Genomic DNA, 16,784 nt, shown 5'->3' with positions numbered 1-16,784 from the left:
CCGGTCAGTGCCCGGGCGGCGACGCGGTGTGCGCCTCGTTCGGCGGGAGCAGGCAGAACTCGTTGCCCTCCGGATCGGCCAGCACGGTCCAGCGCGGCAGCTCCCGCACGACTGTGGCGCCCGCCTCCAGCACCGCGGCCCGTTCCTCGGCGTCGCCGACCAGGTCCAGGTGGATCCGGCCGGGCTCCGGCAGCATCTCGGCGGGGCTGATCCACAGGTCGGGGCGCCGCCCGTGCGGATCGCGCAGCAGCACCGCCTCGGTCGGTGCGAGCGTGCCCTCGGCGAGCTTCACGCGGTCCTCCTCGACCACCGGCAGCCCGGTGACCGCGCTCCAGAACGGGGCGAGCACGTAGGGGTCGCGGCAGTGGATGACGATCGCGGCGAGGTCGGGCATGCCTCGAACCTAGTCGTCAGCGGCGGCGGGCAGGACGCTGTCCAGGAACGCGGCGGCAGCCGCGCACAGGTCGGGCCGGGCCAGGTCGAGCGCGTGACCGCCGTGGGTGAGCCACAGATGCGCCGGGTGCCCGGCGGCGAGCAGCCGGCCGGTCAGCTCGACCGCTTGGGCGGCCGGCACCGCTTCGTCGTCGCGCCCCTGCACCAGCAGCACCGGTACGCCGGAGCCGAGGTGGGTGGCGATCGTCGCGTCGACGGTGGCCGGATCGCCCGGGGCCGGCGGATGACCCAGCAGGTCGGTCCACGGGTCGTCGCCGGGCGCGCGCCGGCGCCGCTGCTCCGGATCGAGCGGGTCGACGGGTGCCCAGTACGCGAGCACCCCCGCCACGTCGCCGGGCCGGTCCACCCCGCGCAGGCCGAGCTGAAGGGCCAGCATCCCACCGGCCGAGTCACCGCCCACCAGCAGCGGCAGCCCGCCCGCCGCCGCCCGGGCGGCCCGGGAGGCGGCACGGACGTCGTCGAGCTGGGCCGGCCAGCGCGCCTGGTGCGAGAACCGGTACGAGGCCGGGACCACGCGCAGTCCGAGGGACGCGAGCGCCGTCCCGTCCTCCTCGGCGCGGGCCCGCCAGCCTCCGCCGTGGATCCAGAGCAGCACCGCGCGTTCGGTCATGAGGCCATCGTCGCCGCGCCCGGGCGGGTGCGCGACCCGGGTCTGCCGAGGGCAGATCGGCCCTACGGTCGCGTAACCTACTCGGGGTAAAGTTTCGACATGTCGGAACTCGTGTACCCACCTGTGATCACCGCCGCGAAGACGATGTTCCGGCTCCTCGACCTGCGCCTGGACGTGTCCGGCAGCGAGCACGTGCCGCCCACCGGCGGGGCCGTGATCGCCTCCAACCACGTGAGCTACCTCGACTTCATCTTCTCCGGCTACGGCGCGCACCCGGCGAAGCGGCTGGTCCGGTTCATGGCCAAGGACAGCGTCTTCCGGCACCGCGTCTCCGGCCCGCTGATGCGCGGCATGAAGCACATCCCGGTCAACCGGGCCGCCGGTGCCGGCTCGTACGCCGCCGCGGTGAGCGCGCTGCGCCGGGGCGAGGTGGTCGGCGTCTTCCCGGAGGCCACGATCAGCCGCTCCTTCACGGTGAAGGACCTGAAGAACGGCGCGGCCCGGATGTCGCAGGAGGCGAACGTGCCGCTGCTGCCGGTCGCGCTCTGGGGCACCCAGCGGCTGTGGACCAAGGGCCGCCCGCGCACGCTGACCCGCCGGCACACGCCGATCACGATCATCGTCGGCGAGCCGATGGACCCGTCCGCCTACCCGGACGCCACGGCCATGACCGCCGAGCTGCGGACCCGCCTGTCGGCGCTGGTCGACCGGGCCCAGCGGGAGTACCCGGACAAGCCGTCCGGCCCGGACGACACCTGGTGGCAGCCGGCCCACCTGGGCGGCAGCGCGCCGACCCCGGAGGAGGCCGTCGAGCTGGACCGCTCCGAGCGCCGCACCCGCAGCGCCTCCTGACCGCGCCCGCCCTCTGCGCGCTCGCGCTCGGGTTCCGGACGGGAGCGTCAGCAGGCGGAGCCGGGCTGGTCGTGGGCGGGGAAGCCGGACCACGACCAGGGCGTCGCCTCGGCCTCGGCCGGGCGGTAGTAGTCGTCGCGGGACAGGAACTCCACCGGCAGCGAGCCCGGCAGCATCACGGTGCCGAGCGTCGGGCCGGGGGAGGCGGCCACCCGGACGGCGAGGACGTCCCGCTCCGGCGGGGACAGGTCCACCAGCTCGGCGTGCGCCAGCCGGAATCCGGCCACCGCTCGGCGTACCTGCCGGGCCAGCGCGGCGACCGGACCGACCGGCCCGGTCAGCGCCAGCGCCGGCTGCCGGATGGTGCGCAGTGCGTCGCAGACGACGCGTAGCTCGGCGGTGCCGTCGCCGACCTCGGCCAGCTCCAGCCGGGACGGCCACTGCCAGCGGATCTGACCGCTGACCAGGCGGGACAGCCGGACCGGTCGCCGGTGCCGGGCACCCGCCCGGCTGTCCCGCCCGGAGACCACCGACAGGTCGGAGCCGGTGCAGACGTACGCCAGCCGGCGGTCGGTCACGGTTATCGTCGCCGGGCCGGGCAGCGACCAGCAGCGGACGTCCTCACTCGGGCCGAGCAGGTGACCGGCGACGCGCAGGCAGTGCTGACCCAGCAGGCGTTCGCCCGGCTCCGGCACCAGCTCGTAGCGCCGGTCGAGCACCGGACGGGTGGGGTCGTCGTCGGCGTCGAACCGGTGCGGTCCGACGAAGAAGGGTGTGGCGTCCTCCGGCACGGTACGACCTCCCCGGTGACGGTTGGCGGTACGGACGAGCCTTCCGGATTCCTGGGGTGACTGTCATGACGCCTGTTAGGGGGTCGGCCGGTCGGCCGACGCCTGCGACCGGTAGATGCCGATATCTTCCGGTCGGACGAGTCCGTCCTCGATCGCCCGGGCGAGCAACGCCGCCTTCGTGGCGGCCGGACGCCCCGCTCGGGTGTACTTGATCCGCGCACGGTCGACGTACTGCTTCACCGTGTGTTCGCTGATCTGCATCCGGCGGGCCACCGACGCCTTCGACATCGACTGGAACCACAGCAGCAGCGCCTCGCGCTCCTTGTCCGACAGGGACGGACGATCCGGGCGGGCGTCACCGACCATCGCACCGGCCAGCGCCGGCGGCACGTACGGCCTGTCGCTCGCCGCCGCCAGCACCGTCGCCACGCAGTGCTCGCGGCCCTCGTGCTTGGCCAGGAACGCGACCGCTCCCGCGTCCAGCGCGGCGAGCATGGTCTGCGGGTCGCTGTGCTCGGAGTACACGACCACCCGGCGCCCGGCCGTGCTCAGCTCGGCCAGCTTGTCCAGCACCATCCGGCCGTGCAGGCGCAGGTCGAGCAGCACCACCTCGGCGTCCGGCGCGGCTCGCAGCACCTCGTCCGGGTCGTCCCCGGTGGCCAGCACCCGCAACCGGGGCTCACCGGCCAGCCAGGCGCGCACCCCGTCGATCACCACCGGGTGGTCGTCCACGATCGCCACCCCGATCGGGGTCCCGGCGTTCACGTCCGCCGCCAGCGGGTCTGCGTCCATCTGATCTCCCCGTCCCGCTCGTGCAGGTGTTCCACCGGCCCGTCCCCGCCGGTCGGCGGCTCGTCCGGGCCGTCGTGATCCGGTGTCACCAGGCTGACCACCACCTCGTCCGGGTTCGCCACCACTGTCATCCGGGCCCAGCCCTCGGCGGCGGCGAGCGCCGCCGTCAGCGGGTCGGCCAGCCCGCGCCGGATCTCCACCGGCAGTTCCGGGGGCGTGCCGACCGACACGAGGTCGATCGGCAGGCCGTTGCGCTCGGCCAGGTCGGCGGCCGCGCGCAGTTCGTGCAGCAACGCGTCCGGCACGTCGTCCGACTCGGCGATCAGCCGGCGCAGCCGGGCCGCGGCCAGCACCGCCCGCCGCCGTACCGCCGGGTCGGCCGGGTCGGCGTCGCCCGCCGCCAGCTCGGCCAGCACCTCCTCGGCGGTGCCGCTGACCAGGGCCAGCCGTGCCTGCCGTTCGGTGCGTGCCCGCTCGGCCGCCTCCTGCTCCGCCGCCACGGCAAGCACCGCCGCCGCGGTGGCCGCCCGGTCCCGGGCCTGTGCGGTGATCGCCGCCGCGCCGACGAAGACCGCCACCGGCAGGGTCGAGGTGCCGTAGACGTACATCGCCGTCCGGCTCAGATCGGCCGGGGCGGTCGCGCCGTACAGCACCACTGCGGCCAGCGCGACGGCGCCGTGCGCGGCGAGCATCAGCAGCAGCCAGCGCACCGGCCGCCGCCAGATCACCAGCAGGAAGAACCAGGCCAGCCCGCCCCACACCCAGTTGGCGGTGCTGAACAGGAACCGCTCGCCGGCCCCCGCGACCACCGCCGCGTCCACCACCAGCAGCGCCACGGCCAGCGGCCCGGCCGGCGGCAGGCCGCCGCGCAGCAGCCGTACCCCCGTCCCGACCCCGACCAGCGCGGTCACCAGCCAGCCGGCCGCCACCACCGCGGGCGCCGCCATCCCCTGCCCGGCCCGCAACACGGCCGGCAACGTGACCCCCAGGTGCCAGGCGGCAGCGATGACGATCACGGCGACCCGCGCGCCCTGGTCCGAGGCGTCGGCCACCGCGTGCGCCTCCGGCGGAGCGACGTCGGCTCCGGAGCGCGTCGCCACCCGCGGCCGGGGCAGCGGGCGCAGCGCGTGGCCGGCCGCCGCCGTACCCGACTCAGTCGCCATCGGACCACTCCAGCCGAACCCGGGTACCAGCGCCAGGGGCGGAAGTCACCAGGGCCCGACCACCCACAGTGTCCATCCGTCCGTGGATCGACTCGCGCAGCCCGTACCGGTGCGCCGGGACCGTGGCCGGGTCGAAACCGGGACCGTCGTCGACCACCTCGACCACGACGGTGCCACCCTCGCGCGCCAGGCGCAGCGACGTGGCCGCGCCCGGCGCGTGCCGTGCCACGTTCGCCAGCGCGGCGGCGGTGCTGTCGGCGAGCGCCGTGGCGACCTCAGCCGGCAGCCGGCACGGCGCGAGCGTCGCGGTCACCGCGAGCCCGGGCGTCGCGGCGAGCACCTCGCGCAACCGCTCGTCCAGGTCGGCCTCGCCCGTCGCGGTCGCGGTCCGCGCGCCCGCCAGCGCGGTGAGGGTACGCAGATCGTCCGCGCACCGCTCGCGCAACGTCGCCGAGTCCGGCACCGCGCCGAGACCGACCATGGTGAGCGTGCCCAGGACGGTGTCGTGCAGGTCGCGGTTGTGCCGCCGTTCGGCCTCGCGGGCGGCGCGCGCCACCACCGCCTCGTGGGACAACCGCTGGTAGTCGGCGAACGCGGCGTCGGCGCGGGCGATCCGCCGGCGCATCACGGCCGTCATCACCGCCGTGCTGCCGGTCTGCACCAGCAGCGTCCCGGCGTGCGCCCGCGCCTCGGCCGGGTCGCCGGCCAGCGTGGCGCCGGTGACGTACGCGGCGGTGACCAGCAGGCCGGCCGGCACGGACCAGCGGGCCGGGGCGGTGGCCTGCGTGTTGATGACTGTCGAGCTGGCCAGCACCGCGATCCAGCTCGCCTCGCCGGGCAGCACCTCCGGCGCGACGAGCCACGGTACGGCGATCGCGGCGGCGGTGGTCAGCGCCACGTCACCGGCGACCAGCGCGCCGCCGATGCCGTGCCGGAACGCGCGGAACGCGTACCAGATCGACCAGGCGGTGAGCACGACGACCGCGGGGATCAACAGCGCCACCCGCACCGGCGGCGTACGCACCGACAGGGCGACGACCGCGCCGACCACGCCGCAGGTGAGCCGCAGCAGCGCCGGCAGGGTGGTGAAGATCAGGCTGAACGCGTCACCCGCCGGGCGGGCCAGCGGGGGCCGTGGCATGGGCACGGCGGCAGCGACCGGCATCGGGGAGATGTCCTTCCGGTAGCGACCCGGCCGGGTCCGCGCGGCAGAGATTGACGCTGGAGAATAACACGGTTTGTCGGAACTGGTCACCCTTGGTGCTTGACGAGTTTCGCTCCGGCGTAAAGCAGCCGGCCGTCCGGCCCGGCGATCAGCGGCGCGCGGCGGCGAGCAGGTGGGCGCTGGCGCCGAGGATCGCCGCGTCCCGCTCGAACGTCTCGGCGCAGGCCAGCGCGTCGGTGAACAACCGCTCGTGCGACCCGGTGCCGAGGGCGTTCAGCAGCGGCCACAGCGGACCCTCCACCCCGTACACCTGCGGGGTGGGCAGACCCGCGGCGACGAACTCGGCGGCCAACTCCTCCGGCCGGTGGAAGAAGGCGGTGGTGAAGCCGGTGCGCGGATCGTTCACCCCGGTCTCGTACTCGGCGCGCAGCAACTGCCGGTTGTCGTCGTCCAGGCGGCCCTGCGCGGTCAGGTCGATCAGGGCGGCGTGGCGGCTGATCGCCGCCGCCACGATCGTCCCGCCCGGCCGGGTCACCCGCGCCGCCTCGCGCAGCGCCGCCACCCGGTCGGCCTGCCGGGGCAGGTGGTAGAGCGGCCCGAGCAACAGCGTCGCGTCCGCCGCCGCGTCGGGCGCCGGCAACGCGCGGGCGTCACCCACCGAGGCGCCGACAAGGGGGTACGCCGACCGCGCCGCCGCCACGTGCGCGGGTACCAGGTCGACCAGGTGCACCTGGTAACCGGCCGCGGCGAGCGGACCCGCGTACGCCCCGGGACCACCGCCGACGTCCAGCACGTCGGCCGGTGCGGCGGGCAGCAGGCGGGCGAGCAGGTCTCGGGTACGCCGTGCCTCCAGCCGGCCCTGCGGTGACCCCTCCAGCCGGTCCGCCTCGACGTAGACATCGGTGTAGTAGCGGCGGACGTCCGGCTCGGGTGGACGGTGTGCGGGCATCCCCTGATCGTCGACGAGAAGCGGAGCTACGGCATCCGGTTTACGGTTGCCGAGGTTTCCTACCCTGCGGGGTATGGCATACCAGCCGGCCATGGTGCCGCCGAAGAAGTCCAAGCGAACCCTGTTCATCGTGCTCGGCGTCGTGCTGGCGATCTGTTGTTCCGGCGGTGTGCTCGCCGGATTCTTCCTCTTCCGTGCCGTGCAGGAAGCGACCGGCCCGGCCCGGTCCACAGCGCAGACCTACGCCGAGGCGATCGTCGACCGCGACTATCCCGCCGCGTACCGGCAGCTCTGCTCCCGCGTACGCGACCGGGTCAGCGAAGAGGACTTCACCCGGCAGCAGTCCTCCCAGCCGGAGTTCACCGACTACCAGATCACCGGGCTCAACGTGTCGAACAACAACGGGCGGGTGAGCGGGTCGACGACCATCCGCTTCACCCCGGCCACCGGCACCAACGTGACCCAGTCGTTCCCGATGGTCAAGGAGGACGGGGAGTGGCGGATCTGCGAGTGAGCCGGTCGCGGGGCGGTGGGGCGGGCGCCGGGCAGGCATACTCCGCGGGATGACTGCGGAGTCCCCGCCGGTCCTGCGGCCCGGCCCCTTCCTCGTGGTGCTGCTCGGCGCGGTCGTGATCGCGTTGCTGCTGCTCATGCCGATCCGGATCGGCTTCGGTGACCACACGGCGGGCACCAGCTGCGGCAACGCGGTCGCCATGGATCTCGGGCACTGGCGCAACCAGCCCTACTCACAGGAGAGGGACACCTACCTGGATCTGGCATTCCGCAGGTGTATCAGCGAGCGCGTCGACCGGACCGCGCAGTCAGTCGGCGTGCTCACGTTGACGCTGCTCACCATCATGGGGATGCGGGTGTGGCACGCGGCTCGCCGGGAGCGGGCCGGCCCGTCCGGAGGCGAACCTCTTCAGTCGCCGCGTGACACCTGATCCACTTGTCGCATGGCCTCCTCTCCCGCCACACCGCTTCCGCCGGCCGTCGCGGACCGGCTCACCCGCGAGCGCAACGTCTGGCTCTGCACGCTGCGCCGGGACGGCTCCCCGCACGTGACGCCGGTGTGGTTCGTCTACGCCGACGACGTCTGGTGGATCGGCTGCGAGGGCCGCAGCGTCAAGGCCCGAAACGTGGCGGCCGACCCCCGCGTCTCGCTCGCACTGGAGGACGGCGTCCACCCGGTCGTCGCGGAGGGCGAGGCTCGCGTGCACCGCAGCGGCTTCCCGCCCGCGATCGTCACGGCGTTCGCGGAGAAGTACGGGGGATGGGACATCCGGCAGCCGGTCACACCGGACGGGGAACGGGTGCTGCTGGAGGTGCCCGTCCGGCGGTGGCTGCTGGCCGGCGCGGCACGCTAGTCCCCGGAGAACCCCCAGAAGTAGAGCTCGCTCGGGGCGCCCGCGTCGTCGTGCAGGACGGCGTACCGGCCGAACCAGCGCTGCTCGGCCAGCGGCTCGAGCGCCTCGACGTGAGCGCGGGTCGGCCTCGCGACGCCCGCTCGTGCGAGCGCCTCGGCCTCGGTCACCCGCTGGAACGCCCCGAAGCCGGGTTCCTCGCCGTCGGCCAGCACCCGCGTCATGTCCAGGATGGAGTGTGTGCCGGACTCCTGCACCCGCTCGTCCGCCCACAGCTCCTCCTCGCTGCGGGGACGGTCCGGGAAGTCGGCGGCGGAAGCGCCGAACCCGCCCGGCACCGCCCACCAGTAGTCGCCGGCCTCGAAGACCTGTCGGCGCAGTTCGTCCAACGCGGCCTGGGCGTCCGGCTGGTACGCCACGAAGTAGGTCCATCCCGATGCGCCCACGCTGCCTCCCGGTGATCCCGCTCGTCGCCGCCACGTCCGGCGGCGCACGCGATCATGCCCGAGACCACCGACGAAACCGGCGGGTCAACGCGACCAGGATTCCTGTGCCACTGTCTCCGCCATGCGTCTGTCGTCGGGCCTTCGAGTCGCCGCGGTCGTGGCCGGTCTGCTGTCGGTCGGAGCGGCACTGCTCGCCATGCGGGAAGCGTCGCTCCTGTGGGCGGTGGTCACGCTGGCGGCGTTGTGCGGCCAGGCGCTCACCGCTTCCGATGCGCCCCGGGTGAGGTGGAGCGTCGCCGCCGGCGCCGGGCTGTTCGCACTGGTGGCAGCCGCGAACCTGCACTGGCACCGGGAACAGGCGGCGGACGTGGGCGAGTCGGCAGGGAGTCGGGCGGCGACGCTGGCGCACCTGCTGGAGAGCTTGCGGGAGGGCCTGGATCGGCAGCGGCTGACCGCCTGGGGCCTGGCTCTCGGCGTACTCCTGCTTGCCCTTGCTGTGCCGGCGCTGCCGGCGCGCGGCGTACGGCGGGGGGTGGTGACGGCGGTCCTGGCGGTGGCAGTGCTCGTCTGGTGCGGGCTGAGCGTGGCGGCGACGCCCGGCGACCCGCCGTTGCTCGACCTGCTCCTGGCGCTGCAGCCGACGCTGCTCGCCGTTCTCGTGACCGCCGCGGTGCTGGCGTCGTCCGGATGGCGGGGAGACCGGCGCGGGCTTCTCACGGCGGGCATGGTCCTGCTGGCGCTGGTCGCCGTGCGGGCCTGCGCGGATCTCGCTGCCATGTGGGTGAGCTGGTGGACGCTTGTCGAGCCCGCCGAGGACGCCTTCCTGCAACCGGGAGTCATGGTGAGCGTGGGTGCTCCGGCGGGAAGCGCCCTTGAGGTGTCCTCGGCGGTGGAAACGGCTGTCGCGCTCGGCGGCGCGGGGTTGGCGGTCGTCGGCGCGTTGCGTGCTTCCCGCGAGAACGCCCGTCCGTAGTCTTCCCCCTTGCGCGGGCGGTCGCGCCTACGGGTGCGAATCGGTGATCGCGATGACCTCGTCGAGGCGGTCCAGTGCGGCCCGCAGGTCGTCGACCTTGGCCTGGATGCGCTCGCGCTCGGCGCGCAGCATCGCCCGCTGCGCGGGGTCGGTGTGCCCGGAGTCCCAGCACGGCAGGAGTTCCGCGATCCGGCTGCTGGTCAGGCCGGCGGCGTACATCTGCTGGATGAAGCGCACCAGCGTGACCGTGTCCGGCCGGTAGAGGCGCTGGCCGGACGCACTGCGCCTGGGGACGAGGAGACCCTGTTCCTCGTAGTAGCGCACGGCGCGCACCGAGACACCGGCGCCGCGCGCCACCTCGCCGATACGGATCAGCGTCTCGGGCATGTGGCTCCTCTCACTCCGATCCGGGCGGTCCGCACTTGCCTCTGACGTCAACGTCAGGTTTTAGCGTACCGGGCATGGACATCACCAACTCGGTAGCCCTCGTCACCGGAGCCAACCGCGGCCTGGGCCGCGCCTTCGCCCAGCGCCTGCTCGAACGCGGCGCCCGCAAGGTCTACGCGACCGCCCGCCGCCCCGAAACCGTCGACCTGGCAGGCGTCGAGGTGCTGCCGCTGGACATCACCAGCCCCGCGTCCGTACGGGCCGTCGCCGCTGCCGCCCCGGACGTCACGCTGCTCGTCAACAACGCCGGAATCCAGACCGGAACCGACCTGGTGACCGGTTCCCTGGACGCGGTACGGCACGAGGTGGAGACGAACGTGCTCGGCCACCTGGAGATGATCCGGGCGTTCGCCCCGGCGCTGGCCCGCAACGGCGGAGGCGGAATCGTGAACGTGCTCTCCGCCATGTCGTGGTTCGGGACCAGGGGCGCGGGCGCCTACCACCTGACCAAGGCCGCCGCGTGGGCGATGACGAACGGCGTACGCCTGGAACTCGCTGACCAAGGCACGCTCGTGACGGCGGTACACCTCGGCCTGGCCGACACCGACATGTCAGCCGGCTGGCCCGTCGACAAGATCGCGCCGTCGGATCTGGCCGACGCGGTGCTCGACGGCGTCGAGGCGGGCGCCGCCGAGGTGCTCGCCGACCAGTGGAGCCGCGACGTCAAGTCCCGGCTGACGCTGACCCCGGAGGAGTTCAACGCCGCGATGGACCGGGCCTTGGCGGCGCTGACGACGGCCTGATCGTCATCCACGCCATGATCGCGACGAGCACCACGGACACGACAGCCGAACCGGCTACCAACGGGTTGACGAACCCCGGCACCAACTCCGGCCCGCAGGTGGTGTCATGCAGCGGCCACATGGACGACGACCCGCCGGCTCGCTCCGGGTCGTACGGCATGTCACCACCCATCGCGATCCGACACCTGTCGTCGGGATCGGTCGGCAATCCGGACGGCATTCGGCTCAGTCCGTAACCGTACGAGGCGAGTCCCGTCAGCACCGGCCCGGCGATCAGCAACCATCCGGCACGTCTCTGCCGTCTGGCCGGGGCGGGAGTGCTCCTTCGCCTTCGCGCGCTCACCAGGACGAGCAGACCCCACAGGGGCAGCGCGACGGCGCCAACCACGAGCAACGGCCACGCCAGCGCGAGCAGCACCAGGAAGACGTAGGCCACCATCAACGCGAACTCGGGGAACTCCATGGCGTCCACAACCTACAGGCACAGGAGTGGCTCAACCGGCGGTGATGGCCCGAACGCCCGGAACCTACGGCCGAGTTTGCCACCCTCTGTGGCCGCTGCGCTCCACGGTTCATGGCCCGTCGCGTTCGCCGTTGTAGCGTCCGGCCATGGCCTGCCGTGGATACTTCCTCGCTCTCGACGAACGCTGCACCGCGCTGCTGCTGGCCCAGGACGCTGAGGTAACAGCGCGCAGCGAGTGGTCCGTCCTGTGGCTGACGGCGGCGGGTCTCCTCGTCGGACAGCCTCGCGAAGATCAGGATCCTGGAGTTCGACGCCGCTCTCTGTGGTCCCGAATGACGACCGTGCCGGACCCGGTGGTGTCGGTGCAGTCCGGGCCGTGCACGTCGAGGCCGGCGATATCGGTGGTGATCGCGGCCGAGCCGAAGTAGGCGGGATCGAGGACGAAGGCCACACGGGTGCCGGCTCCGACGGGAGCGGAGAACTCCGCAGGTGGCTCGACCGGCCGCAAGCCGACGAGGCGCTGCCGATAGCCGTGGCCGTGTCGCCAGACCTCGACAGTGGTCTGCGAACTCACCGCCGCCGCGGCGGCGCTCGACCAGCGCTCGCTGGTGAGCAGCGAGTCGTAGTAGCCGAGCCTCGGCATGCCCGGGCCGGTGAGGACGTCCGCCTGATCGTCGGTCACCGAGAAGACGAGATCAGCGGTGATCTCCGCTACGACGTCGGGTGAGTGGCTCGCGGCGACCCTGGTGGCCGGATGAAACGCGTGCCCCACGACCGTGCACAGCACCCGAGTCGCCAGACGCGGATCGTCCCTGCCCACCCCGAAATACATACCGGGCCGCTTGCGTACGGAATCGTCGAACTCCAGGACCCTGATCTTCGCGAGGCTGTAGTCAGGCTCCGTCACGCCGACCACGCTATTCCGGCAACGCACGCGCGGCTATCGGCATGACAGCGTGTTTCGTCGTCCGCCGACTTGGCTGTACAGCCGCGAGCGTGCCGTCTCTGCTGAGCGCCCGCCGCTCTAGTCGAACCACACGACCAGGCGCACGCCGTCATCGCCGAAGCGCTGCGCCAGTGCGTGCATCACGGCGAAGACGTGTTCCCACCCGGTTCCCGGACCGAGGACGTCCTGCCGGGTCATCGGCCCGTACTCGAACGTGACCCCGGCTTCTTCCCAGCGGCCCGGTGACGCCTCGGCGGGCGATGTGCCGACCGGAGGAACGCCATACTTCCCAACGACCTCGGCGGGCCACTCGTCAACCACCCGGAACTGACGAATCAGCCCCGGCGCCTCGTGCACGCGCAGCACCCCGCAGGCCGCAGGAAGCGCCGACATGTCAAGGTCACGCAACTCGGCCCAGGAAACCCAGGTAGCGCCATGGATGGCAGCATCCGTCCGCACGGCCTCGTCGTAGTCGGCCCGTACCGGGCTTGATACCTCCGCCGGCAGGCCGCGGCCAGCGGCGACCGGCTCCCAGCCGAGCCAGTTCCGCACACCGAACAGGCAACCGAACGCCGTGTAGTCGCCGCCGTCGTAGAGCGGGGACAGCGGCATCATGCACAACCACGACTCCCACCCGTGCCAGTCCGCGTCGGCATGGGGATGCCGGACCTCGAGAAAGCCGTAGATATCGGTTGGCACGCGCGACAGGGTAAGCGTTTGAGGCGATTTATTGATGGGCTTCTGTGCCAGCCGTACGGCCCGTCCGCGGCGCCCGGAGAGACTCGCACCTGCGGCGTTGGGACTTGAAGAAGATCGCGGATGGCTGGTCAGGCGATCACGCGCCTGGTCAGCCGGTCCGTCGTTGACGATCCTTTCCGGCCGAGGGCAACCTCCTCGGCCAGCCGTACCGTTCCCCACATATGAGACCGACAAGAGACGTGGCGCGGTGAATCGCGCCGACGAGGACGAGTACCGGCAGTTCGTGACGGCCCGCCTGGAAACGCTGCGAGTGACGGCGTACCTGCTATGCCGTAACTGGCACACCGCCGACGACCTCGTGTCCATCACGATCGGGAAGCTGTACCGCCACTGGCACCGAGTCCGCGCGATGGAGAACGTCGACGCGTATGTCCGGGGAATGCTCACCAACGCCTGGCTGGACGAACGGCGCCGGCCGTGGCGGCGCGAACGGAGCACCGACAACCTGCCCGAGCGGGCGGACGCGGAGTTCTCCGAGGCTGCGCTGGCCGACCGGGAACACCTTCTCGACCTGCTGTCCCAGCTGCCGCCGCGCCGACGGGCAGTGATCGTCCTGCGGTTCTGGTGCGACCTGTCGGTCGAGGAGACGGCGCGGGTCCTGGGCATCAGCACCGGCACGGTGAAGAGCCAGGCCGCACGGGGGTTGGAGAGCCTACGCCTGCTGGCGACGTGGGACGGGACGCGGATTCGGGCGAGGAACGGAGGGGAAGCATGAGCTATCAGACGGTTTTCCGGGAGGCGGTCGGCGAGATCCCACCCACCTCCATCGATGTAGAGCAGGTCATCCGCCAGCAGCGCCAGCAGCGTCGGCGGCACCGGCTGGCGACCTTGGTGGGCGCTGCGGTGCTCGGGGTCACCGTCCCGCTCGCCATCGTTGGCGGGTCCGGGCCGGACCTACCGACATCGTCGTCCTCCCCGAGCCCGACTGCACAGCCGGCGCGGACCCCACGCCCGGAACCGGGGAAGACCTTCAGCACGAATGACCTTGCCGTCTTCGCGGCGCTGGAGCGCGAGGCGCCCGACGTCGAATGGATCACCAAAGATTGGCCGTCGGACGGCGACGTGGTGACGTGGAACCCTGTCAACTCGACGAAACTCTACTTCGGGCAGGGTCCGATCCGTGCCGGCGATCGGACCGGATACTTCTCGCTGCAGGTGGAGCAGGACTGGGACCGTCGGGTCGTTCCCTGCATTCCGGCGAAGACCCAGGGCAAGAGCTGCGTCGACAGCACGGGACCGGCCGGCGAGAAAATCCGGACAGCATCGAGCCAGGTCCCGATCACGTCGTCGCCCAAGAACCGGAGTCTGACACTCCGCGGAATGCCCACTGCACCGACCAGCGACAGGTTCTCGACTCATTACGGCATCGCGGTCGAGCGGTCGGACGGGACGCGCCTGATAGCGACCATGGCTGCCGATGGGGAGAACCCACCCCTCACCCTCGCGCAGCTAACCGCGGTGGCCCTGGATCCCGCGCTCACGCTGGACTGAACGGCGGCCGGCCGGCGACGCGTGCATCGCTGTCTATCGACAACGTCAAGAGCAAAGGATCTGATCTCTGAGGGTACGCGCGCCCGTCGACGTTGCAGGGCTATCGGAAGCTCATCGAGAGCCACTCACGTCCGTCGCTCGGTCGGCTGGCGCTCGACAAGGCCGCGAAGCACCTCTTCGGCTGACTTGGCTGTACGAATGGCTGTACGGAGGCCGTGGTGATCATCTCGACCGGGAGCGGCAGGCCGGTGACCTGCGGTGGGAAGGGTGCGCCCGGCAGGATTCGAACCTGCGGCCTTGGGATTAGAAGTCCCCTGCTCTATCCGCTGAGCTACGGGCGCGCGCCGACGGTCGTCGCGCCAAGAGGGTACCGCCGGTCCGCACGTGGCCGGGGGTACGGGTCGGCGCGTCCGTTCCGCCCCTCAGCGTCCCACGCCGGGGTCCGGGCCGGCACCACAGTTCCGGCGGGTCCCGCGCGGGCCGGGCGGGACGCGATCCGTACCCTCGTCGGATGCTGCTCGACCAGGAAACCGAGAACGAGATCGTCTTCGAGCTGTGTCAGCTCCTCGGGCGGGCGATCCTGCCCCTCACCGGCTCGGATGCGCCGGGCGCGCCGGCCGGCGTTCTCGGCACGGCCTTCTTCTACAGCGAGATGGTCGGCGCGACCGACGACGGCGAGATCGCGCACGAGTGGCTGCTCACCGCCGACGCGCTCACCGACCGGGCGTACGGCGAGATCGGCTTGCGGCCGAGCGTCACCGACCCGGCCGAGGGAGCGGACGAGCCGATCGACCTGCCCGGTTTCGCCGACCACTGGCTGCACCTGCCGGAACTGGGGCTCGCCGCGATGCCGACCGGCGGCCTGCACGGCTGGGCCGACGATCGGGGCTGGCGCTGGCGTACCCAGCAGGTCACCGAGGCGGTGGCCGCGCCGGCCGACGCGGTCGCGCGGATCGGCGCGGCGCCCGCCTCGGCGTTCGTGCTGGCGCTCGGTGTCGGCGACGGCGGGTCGCGGCCGCTGGAAGCGGTGGTCGAGCGGGTCGCCCGGGACGGCGGCGAGGTGCGGGTCACGACGGAACTACCAGCGGGCTACGTGGGCGCGCCGGTGTTCGCGGTCGAGGCCGGGCCGGACGGCGGGCCGGCACTGCGGTGCCTGGGCGTGGTGCTGCCGCCGCGGGCGGGGGGTCACCCGGTCGCCACGTTCGACCGGATCCGGGCCGCGCTCGCGGCCGTCGTCAACGACTGAGCCGACCCCCGGCCCAGCCGACCGACCCCGCCGATCCCTGGGTGGCCAGGCCCGCCGAGCAAGAGGCGGCCGGGTAGCGCGATCGAATCAGCCCTCGGTGGTCGCGTCGGCCGGCCGGCGCGGTGACGGCGGTGTCGTCGGCTCCGGTTCGGTCGGCCCGGCGCGCAGGAATCCCTCCGCCCACCGTCCGACCTCCGCGAAGACCTTCTCGCGTACGCCGGGACTGGACAGCGTGAGGTCGTGCAGCCCGCCGTCGAAGCGGGCCAGCGTGACGTGGTGGCCGAGGCGTGGCGCCCAGCGCACCATGTGCTCGACGTCGAGCACCGCGTCGGCGCCGGTGGCGCTGTCGTGCCACTTGGTGCCCCGGAAGCTACGCGTGGAACAGGCGAGCAGCACCGGCACCGGGATGTCCAGCCCGGCCCGCAGGCGGCGCTGACCGGCGCGAATCGCGTTGATCCAGCCGGCCCGGACCGGGAACCCGGCGAGCGGCTTCCAGGCCAGGTCGTACCGCCACTCGCCCCGGTGGTCGGCGTGCAGGCTCTCGCCGTACACCGTGCCCAGGCCGAACGGCAGGACACGCTGCGGCGCCCTGCGGCCCAGGCGGGAGACGGCGGCCGCGAGGGGCCGGCGGACCATCCAGGGCGCGTTGATGTCGAAGAAGGGACTGTTGAGCACGATGCCGTCGACCAGGCCGGCGTCGCGGCGGTCGTGCGCCCAGAGCGAGATGATCAGGCCGCCGGTCGAGTGCCCCATGGCGAGCAGGGTGTCGTGGCCCTCCTCGGCGCGGATGATCTCGGCGGCGGCGTCCAGCTCGGGGAAGTAGTCGCTCAGGTCGCGGCAGAAGTTCGGGGTCTGGTGCGGGAGCAGGCTGCGGCCGTACTTGCGCAGGTCGAGCGCGTAGAAGTCCCAGCCGCGCTCGGCGAAGAAGTCGGCGACGTGGGTCTGGAAGAAGTAGTCGACGAAGCCGTGCACGTAGAGCACGGCGCGGCCGGTCGGGCGGTCGGCGCGCCGCCGCACGAGGGTCGCGACCACCGGCCCCTCGTCGTCGGTGCCCAGCTCGATCGTCCGCCGCTCGTAGGGGGCGCCCAGCACGTCCGGTTCCACGACCGCGACGGTACGCCGCCTCGCTAC

Annotated in this window: 22 protein-coding genes and 1 tRNA gene; 9 read left to right on the top strand and 14 right to left on the bottom strand. The window is 72.6% G+C overall.

The features are described from left to right. Positions 1–4 precede the first annotated feature (4 nt). On the bottom strand, positions 5–394 hold the full coding sequence (locus tag ACQP26_RS24385; RefSeq protein ID WP_269704463.1) for a VOC family protein: 390 nt from the start codon (positions 392–394) through the stop codon (positions 5–7). A gap of 9 nt (positions 395–403) precedes the next feature. Further along, positions 404–1,063: an alpha/beta hydrolase gene (locus ACQP26_RS24380; protein WP_433494098.1), complete on the bottom strand. Its 660-nt coding sequence runs from the start codon at positions 1,061–1,063 to the stop codon at positions 404–406. Positions 1,064–1,162: 99 nt separating this feature from the next. On the opposite strand from ACQP26_RS24380, the gene ACQP26_RS24375 reads away from it, so the two are divergent. After that, positions 1,163–1,915 carry a lysophospholipid acyltransferase family protein gene (locus ACQP26_RS24375; protein ID WP_269704465.1) on the top strand — a complete coding sequence of 251 codons (753 nt, stop codon included), beginning with the start codon at positions 1,163–1,165 and terminating at the stop codon, positions 1,913–1,915. A gap of 47 nt (positions 1,916–1,962) precedes the next feature. On the opposite strand, the gene ACQP26_RS24370 is transcribed toward ACQP26_RS24375, so the two are convergent. The 5 genes from ACQP26_RS24370 to ACQP26_RS24350 all read right to left on the bottom strand — a co-directional run bounded on the left by ACQP26_RS24370 (position 1,963) and on the right by ACQP26_RS24350 (position 6,775). Beyond that, positions 1,963–2,706: a hypothetical protein gene (locus ACQP26_RS24370; protein ID WP_269704466.1), complete on the bottom strand. Its 744-nt coding sequence runs from the start codon at positions 2,704–2,706 to the stop codon at positions 1,963–1,965. A 75-nt stretch (positions 2,707–2,781) separates the two neighbouring features. Next, on the bottom strand, positions 2,782–3,498 hold the full coding sequence (locus ACQP26_RS24365; protein WP_269704467.1) for a response regulator transcription factor: 717 nt from the start codon (positions 3,496–3,498) through the stop codon (positions 2,782–2,784). Further along, positions 3,468–4,661 (bottom strand): hypothetical protein, encoded by a 1,194-nt coding sequence (locus ACQP26_RS24360; RefSeq protein WP_281576946.1) that lies wholly within the window; start codon positions 4,659–4,661, stop codon positions 3,468–3,470. The genes ACQP26_RS24365 and ACQP26_RS24360 overlap by 31 nt, the downstream gene beginning before the upstream one ends. Then, the gene (locus tag ACQP26_RS24355) at positions 4,651–5,826 is read right to left on the bottom strand and encodes a sensor histidine kinase (protein WP_433494097.1); all 1,176 of its coding nucleotides are present in this window, start codon (positions 5,824–5,826) and stop codon (positions 4,651–4,653) included. Before ACQP26_RS24355 ends, ACQP26_RS24360 begins: the two co-directional genes overlap by 11 nt. A 148-nt stretch (positions 5,827–5,974) precedes the next feature. Further along, positions 5,975–6,775 carry a class I SAM-dependent methyltransferase gene (locus ACQP26_RS24350; protein WP_433494096.1) on the bottom strand — a complete coding sequence of 267 codons (801 nt, stop codon included), beginning with the start codon at positions 6,773–6,775 and terminating at the stop codon, positions 5,975–5,977. A gap of 73 nt (positions 6,776–6,848) precedes the next feature. Here ACQP26_RS24350 and ACQP26_RS24345 point away from each other — a divergent pair, with 73 nt between their 5' ends. The 3 genes from ACQP26_RS24345 to ACQP26_RS24335 are packed head-to-tail and all read left to right on the top strand — an operon-like array spanning position 6,849 to position 8,142. After that, the gene (locus ACQP26_RS24345) at positions 6,849–7,289 is read left to right on the top strand and encodes an Rv0361 family membrane protein (RefSeq protein WP_269704471.1); all 441 of its coding nucleotides are present in this window, start codon (positions 6,849–6,851) and stop codon (positions 7,287–7,289) included. A gap of 49 nt (positions 7,290–7,338) precedes the next feature. Further along, a complete protein-coding gene (locus tag ACQP26_RS24340; RefSeq protein WP_433494095.1) occupies positions 7,339–7,719 on the top strand; it encodes a hypothetical protein in 381 nt (126 codons plus the stop codon). A gap of 12 nt (positions 7,720–7,731) precedes the next feature. Further along, on the top strand, positions 7,732–8,142 hold the full coding sequence (locus tag ACQP26_RS24335; RefSeq protein ID WP_433494094.1) for a TIGR03618 family F420-dependent PPOX class oxidoreductase: 411 nt from the start codon (positions 7,732–7,734) through the stop codon (positions 8,140–8,142). Here ACQP26_RS24335 and ACQP26_RS24330 read toward each other — a convergent pair. Next, positions 8,139–8,585, bottom strand: coding sequence for a hypothetical protein (locus tag ACQP26_RS24330; protein ID WP_433494093.1), 447 nt, complete (start codon positions 8,583–8,585; stop codon positions 8,139–8,141). The genes ACQP26_RS24335 and ACQP26_RS24330 overlap by 4 nt on opposite strands. A 121-nt stretch (positions 8,586–8,706) precedes the next feature. Here ACQP26_RS24330 and ACQP26_RS24325 point away from each other — a divergent pair, with 121 nt between their 5' ends. Further along, the gene (locus ACQP26_RS24325; protein ID WP_433494092.1) at positions 8,707–9,558 is read left to right on the top strand and encodes an aminopeptidase; all 852 of its coding nucleotides are present in this window, start codon (positions 8,707–8,709) and stop codon (positions 9,556–9,558) included. 27 nt (positions 9,559–9,585) lie between these two features. On the opposite strand, the gene ACQP26_RS24320 is transcribed toward ACQP26_RS24325, so the two are convergent. Beyond that, positions 9,586–9,945, bottom strand: a complete 360-nt coding sequence (locus ACQP26_RS24320) for a MerR family transcriptional regulator (RefSeq protein ID WP_269704476.1) — start codon at positions 9,943–9,945, stop codon at positions 9,586–9,588. A gap of 74 nt (positions 9,946–10,019) precedes the next feature. Here ACQP26_RS24320 and ACQP26_RS24315 point away from each other — a divergent pair, with 74 nt between their 5' ends. Next, positions 10,020–10,748: an SDR family oxidoreductase gene (locus ACQP26_RS24315; RefSeq protein ID WP_433494091.1), complete on the top strand. Its 729-nt coding sequence runs from the start codon at positions 10,020–10,022 to the stop codon at positions 10,746–10,748. On the opposite strand, the gene ACQP26_RS24310 is transcribed toward ACQP26_RS24315, so the two are convergent. The 3 genes from ACQP26_RS24310 to ACQP26_RS24300 form a co-directional block, all read right to left on the bottom strand. Then, entirely contained in the window at positions 10,702–11,211 is a 510-nt protein-coding gene (locus ACQP26_RS24310; protein WP_433494090.1) for a phage holin family protein, read from the bottom strand. The genes ACQP26_RS24315 and ACQP26_RS24310 overlap by 47 nt on opposite strands. A gap of 292 nt (positions 11,212–11,503) precedes the next feature. Beyond that, the gene (locus ACQP26_RS24305) at positions 11,504–12,118 is read right to left on the bottom strand and encodes a hypothetical protein (RefSeq protein WP_433494089.1); all 615 of its coding nucleotides are present in this window, start codon (positions 12,116–12,118) and stop codon (positions 11,504–11,506) included. A 117-nt stretch (positions 12,119–12,235) separates the two neighbouring features. Then, the gene (locus ACQP26_RS24300) at positions 12,236–12,856 is read right to left on the bottom strand and encodes a hypothetical protein (RefSeq protein WP_433494088.1); all 621 of its coding nucleotides are present in this window, start codon (positions 12,854–12,856) and stop codon (positions 12,236–12,238) included. A gap of 247 nt (positions 12,857–13,103) precedes the next feature. Here ACQP26_RS24300 and ACQP26_RS24295 point away from each other — a divergent pair, with 247 nt between their 5' ends. Both ACQP26_RS24295 and ACQP26_RS24290 read left to right on the top strand, forming a co-directional pair. Next, entirely contained in the window at positions 13,104–13,631 is a 528-nt protein-coding gene (locus tag ACQP26_RS24295; RefSeq protein ID WP_433494087.1) for a SigE family RNA polymerase sigma factor, read from the top strand. Further along, positions 13,628–14,407 carry a hypothetical protein gene (locus tag ACQP26_RS24290; RefSeq protein ID WP_433494086.1) on the top strand — a complete coding sequence of 260 codons (780 nt, stop codon included), beginning with the start codon at positions 13,628–13,630 and terminating at the stop codon, positions 14,405–14,407. Before ACQP26_RS24295 ends, ACQP26_RS24290 begins: the two co-directional genes overlap by 4 nt. Before the next feature lie 268 nt (positions 14,408–14,675). On the opposite strand, the gene ACQP26_RS24285 is transcribed toward ACQP26_RS24290, so the two are convergent. Then, positions 14,676–14,748, bottom strand: a tRNA-Arg gene (locus ACQP26_RS24285). Between the two features lie 170 nt (positions 14,749–14,918). Between ACQP26_RS24285 and ACQP26_RS24280 the strand changes: the two genes are divergently transcribed. Then, complete coding sequence (locus ACQP26_RS24280) at positions 14,919–15,653, top strand: hypothetical protein (protein WP_433494085.1); 735 nt, start codon at positions 14,919–14,921, stop codon at positions 15,651–15,653. Positions 15,654–15,740: 87 nt separating this feature from the next. Here the strand turns inward: ACQP26_RS24280 and ACQP26_RS24275 are convergent, their stop codons facing one another. Beyond that, positions 15,741–16,757 (bottom strand): alpha/beta hydrolase, encoded by a 1,017-nt coding sequence (locus ACQP26_RS24275; protein WP_433494084.1) that lies wholly within the window; start codon positions 16,755–16,757, stop codon positions 15,741–15,743. Positions 16,758–16,784 lie beyond the last annotated feature (27 nt).

It is taken from the genome of Micromonospora sp. CA-248089 (assembly GCF_050948515.1).
GTDB lineage: Bacteria > Actinomycetota > Actinomycetes > Mycobacteriales > Micromonosporaceae > Micromonospora.
This window is presented reverse-complemented; position numbering and strand designations above follow the sequence as displayed.

Bases quoted from the DNA above. Each gene is read 5' to 3' on its own strand.
- ACQP26_RS24385 (WP_269704463.1), bottom strand. From the start codon at position 394: ATGCCCGACCTCGCCGCGATCGTCATCCACTGCCGCGACCCCTACGTG.
- ACQP26_RS24380 (WP_433494098.1), bottom strand. From the start codon at position 1,063: ATGACCGAACGCGCGGTGCTGCTCTGGATCCACGGCGGAGGCTGGCGG.
- ACQP26_RS24375 (WP_269704465.1), top strand. From the start codon at position 1,163: ATGTCGGAACTCGTGTACCCACCTGTGATCACCGCCGCGAAGACGATG.
- ACQP26_RS24365 (WP_269704467.1), bottom strand. From the start codon at position 3,498: ATGGACGCAGACCCGCTGGCGGCGGACGTGAACGCCGGGACCCCGATC.
- ACQP26_RS24360 (WP_281576946.1), bottom strand. From the start codon at position 4,661: ATGGCGACTGAGTCGGGTACGGCGGCGGCCGGCCACGCGCTGCGCCCG.
- ACQP26_RS24355 (WP_433494097.1), bottom strand. From the start codon at position 5,826: ATGCCGGTCGCTGCCGCCGTGCCCATGCCACGGCCCCCGCTGGCCCGC.
- ACQP26_RS24350 (WP_433494096.1), bottom strand. From the start codon at position 6,775: ATGCCCGCACACCGTCCACCCGAGCCGGACGTCCGCCGCTACTACACC.
- ACQP26_RS24345 (WP_269704471.1), top strand. From the start codon at position 6,849: ATGGCATACCAGCCGGCCATGGTGCCGCCGAAGAAGTCCAAGCGAACC.
- ACQP26_RS24340 (WP_433494095.1), top strand. From the start codon at position 7,339: ATGACTGCGGAGTCCCCGCCGGTCCTGCGGCCCGGCCCCTTCCTCGTG.
- ACQP26_RS24335 (WP_433494094.1), top strand. From the start codon at position 7,732: ATGGCCTCCTCTCCCGCCACACCGCTTCCGCCGGCCGTCGCGGACCGG.
- ACQP26_RS24325 (WP_433494092.1), top strand. From the start codon at position 8,707: ATGCGTCTGTCGTCGGGCCTTCGAGTCGCCGCGGTCGTGGCCGGTCTG.
- ACQP26_RS24320 (WP_269704476.1), bottom strand. From the start codon at position 9,945: ATGCCCGAGACGCTGATCCGTATCGGCGAGGTGGCGCGCGGCGCCGGT.
- ACQP26_RS24315 (WP_433494091.1), top strand. From the start codon at position 10,020: ATGGACATCACCAACTCGGTAGCCCTCGTCACCGGAGCCAACCGCGGC.
- ACQP26_RS24310 (WP_433494090.1), bottom strand. From the start codon at position 11,211: ATGGAGTTCCCCGAGTTCGCGTTGATGGTGGCCTACGTCTTCCTGGTG.
- ACQP26_RS24290 (WP_433494086.1), top strand. From the start codon at position 13,628: ATGAGCTATCAGACGGTTTTCCGGGAGGCGGTCGGCGAGATCCCACCC.
- ACQP26_RS24280 (WP_433494085.1), top strand. From the start codon at position 14,919: ATGCTGCTCGACCAGGAAACCGAGAACGAGATCGTCTTCGAGCTGTGT.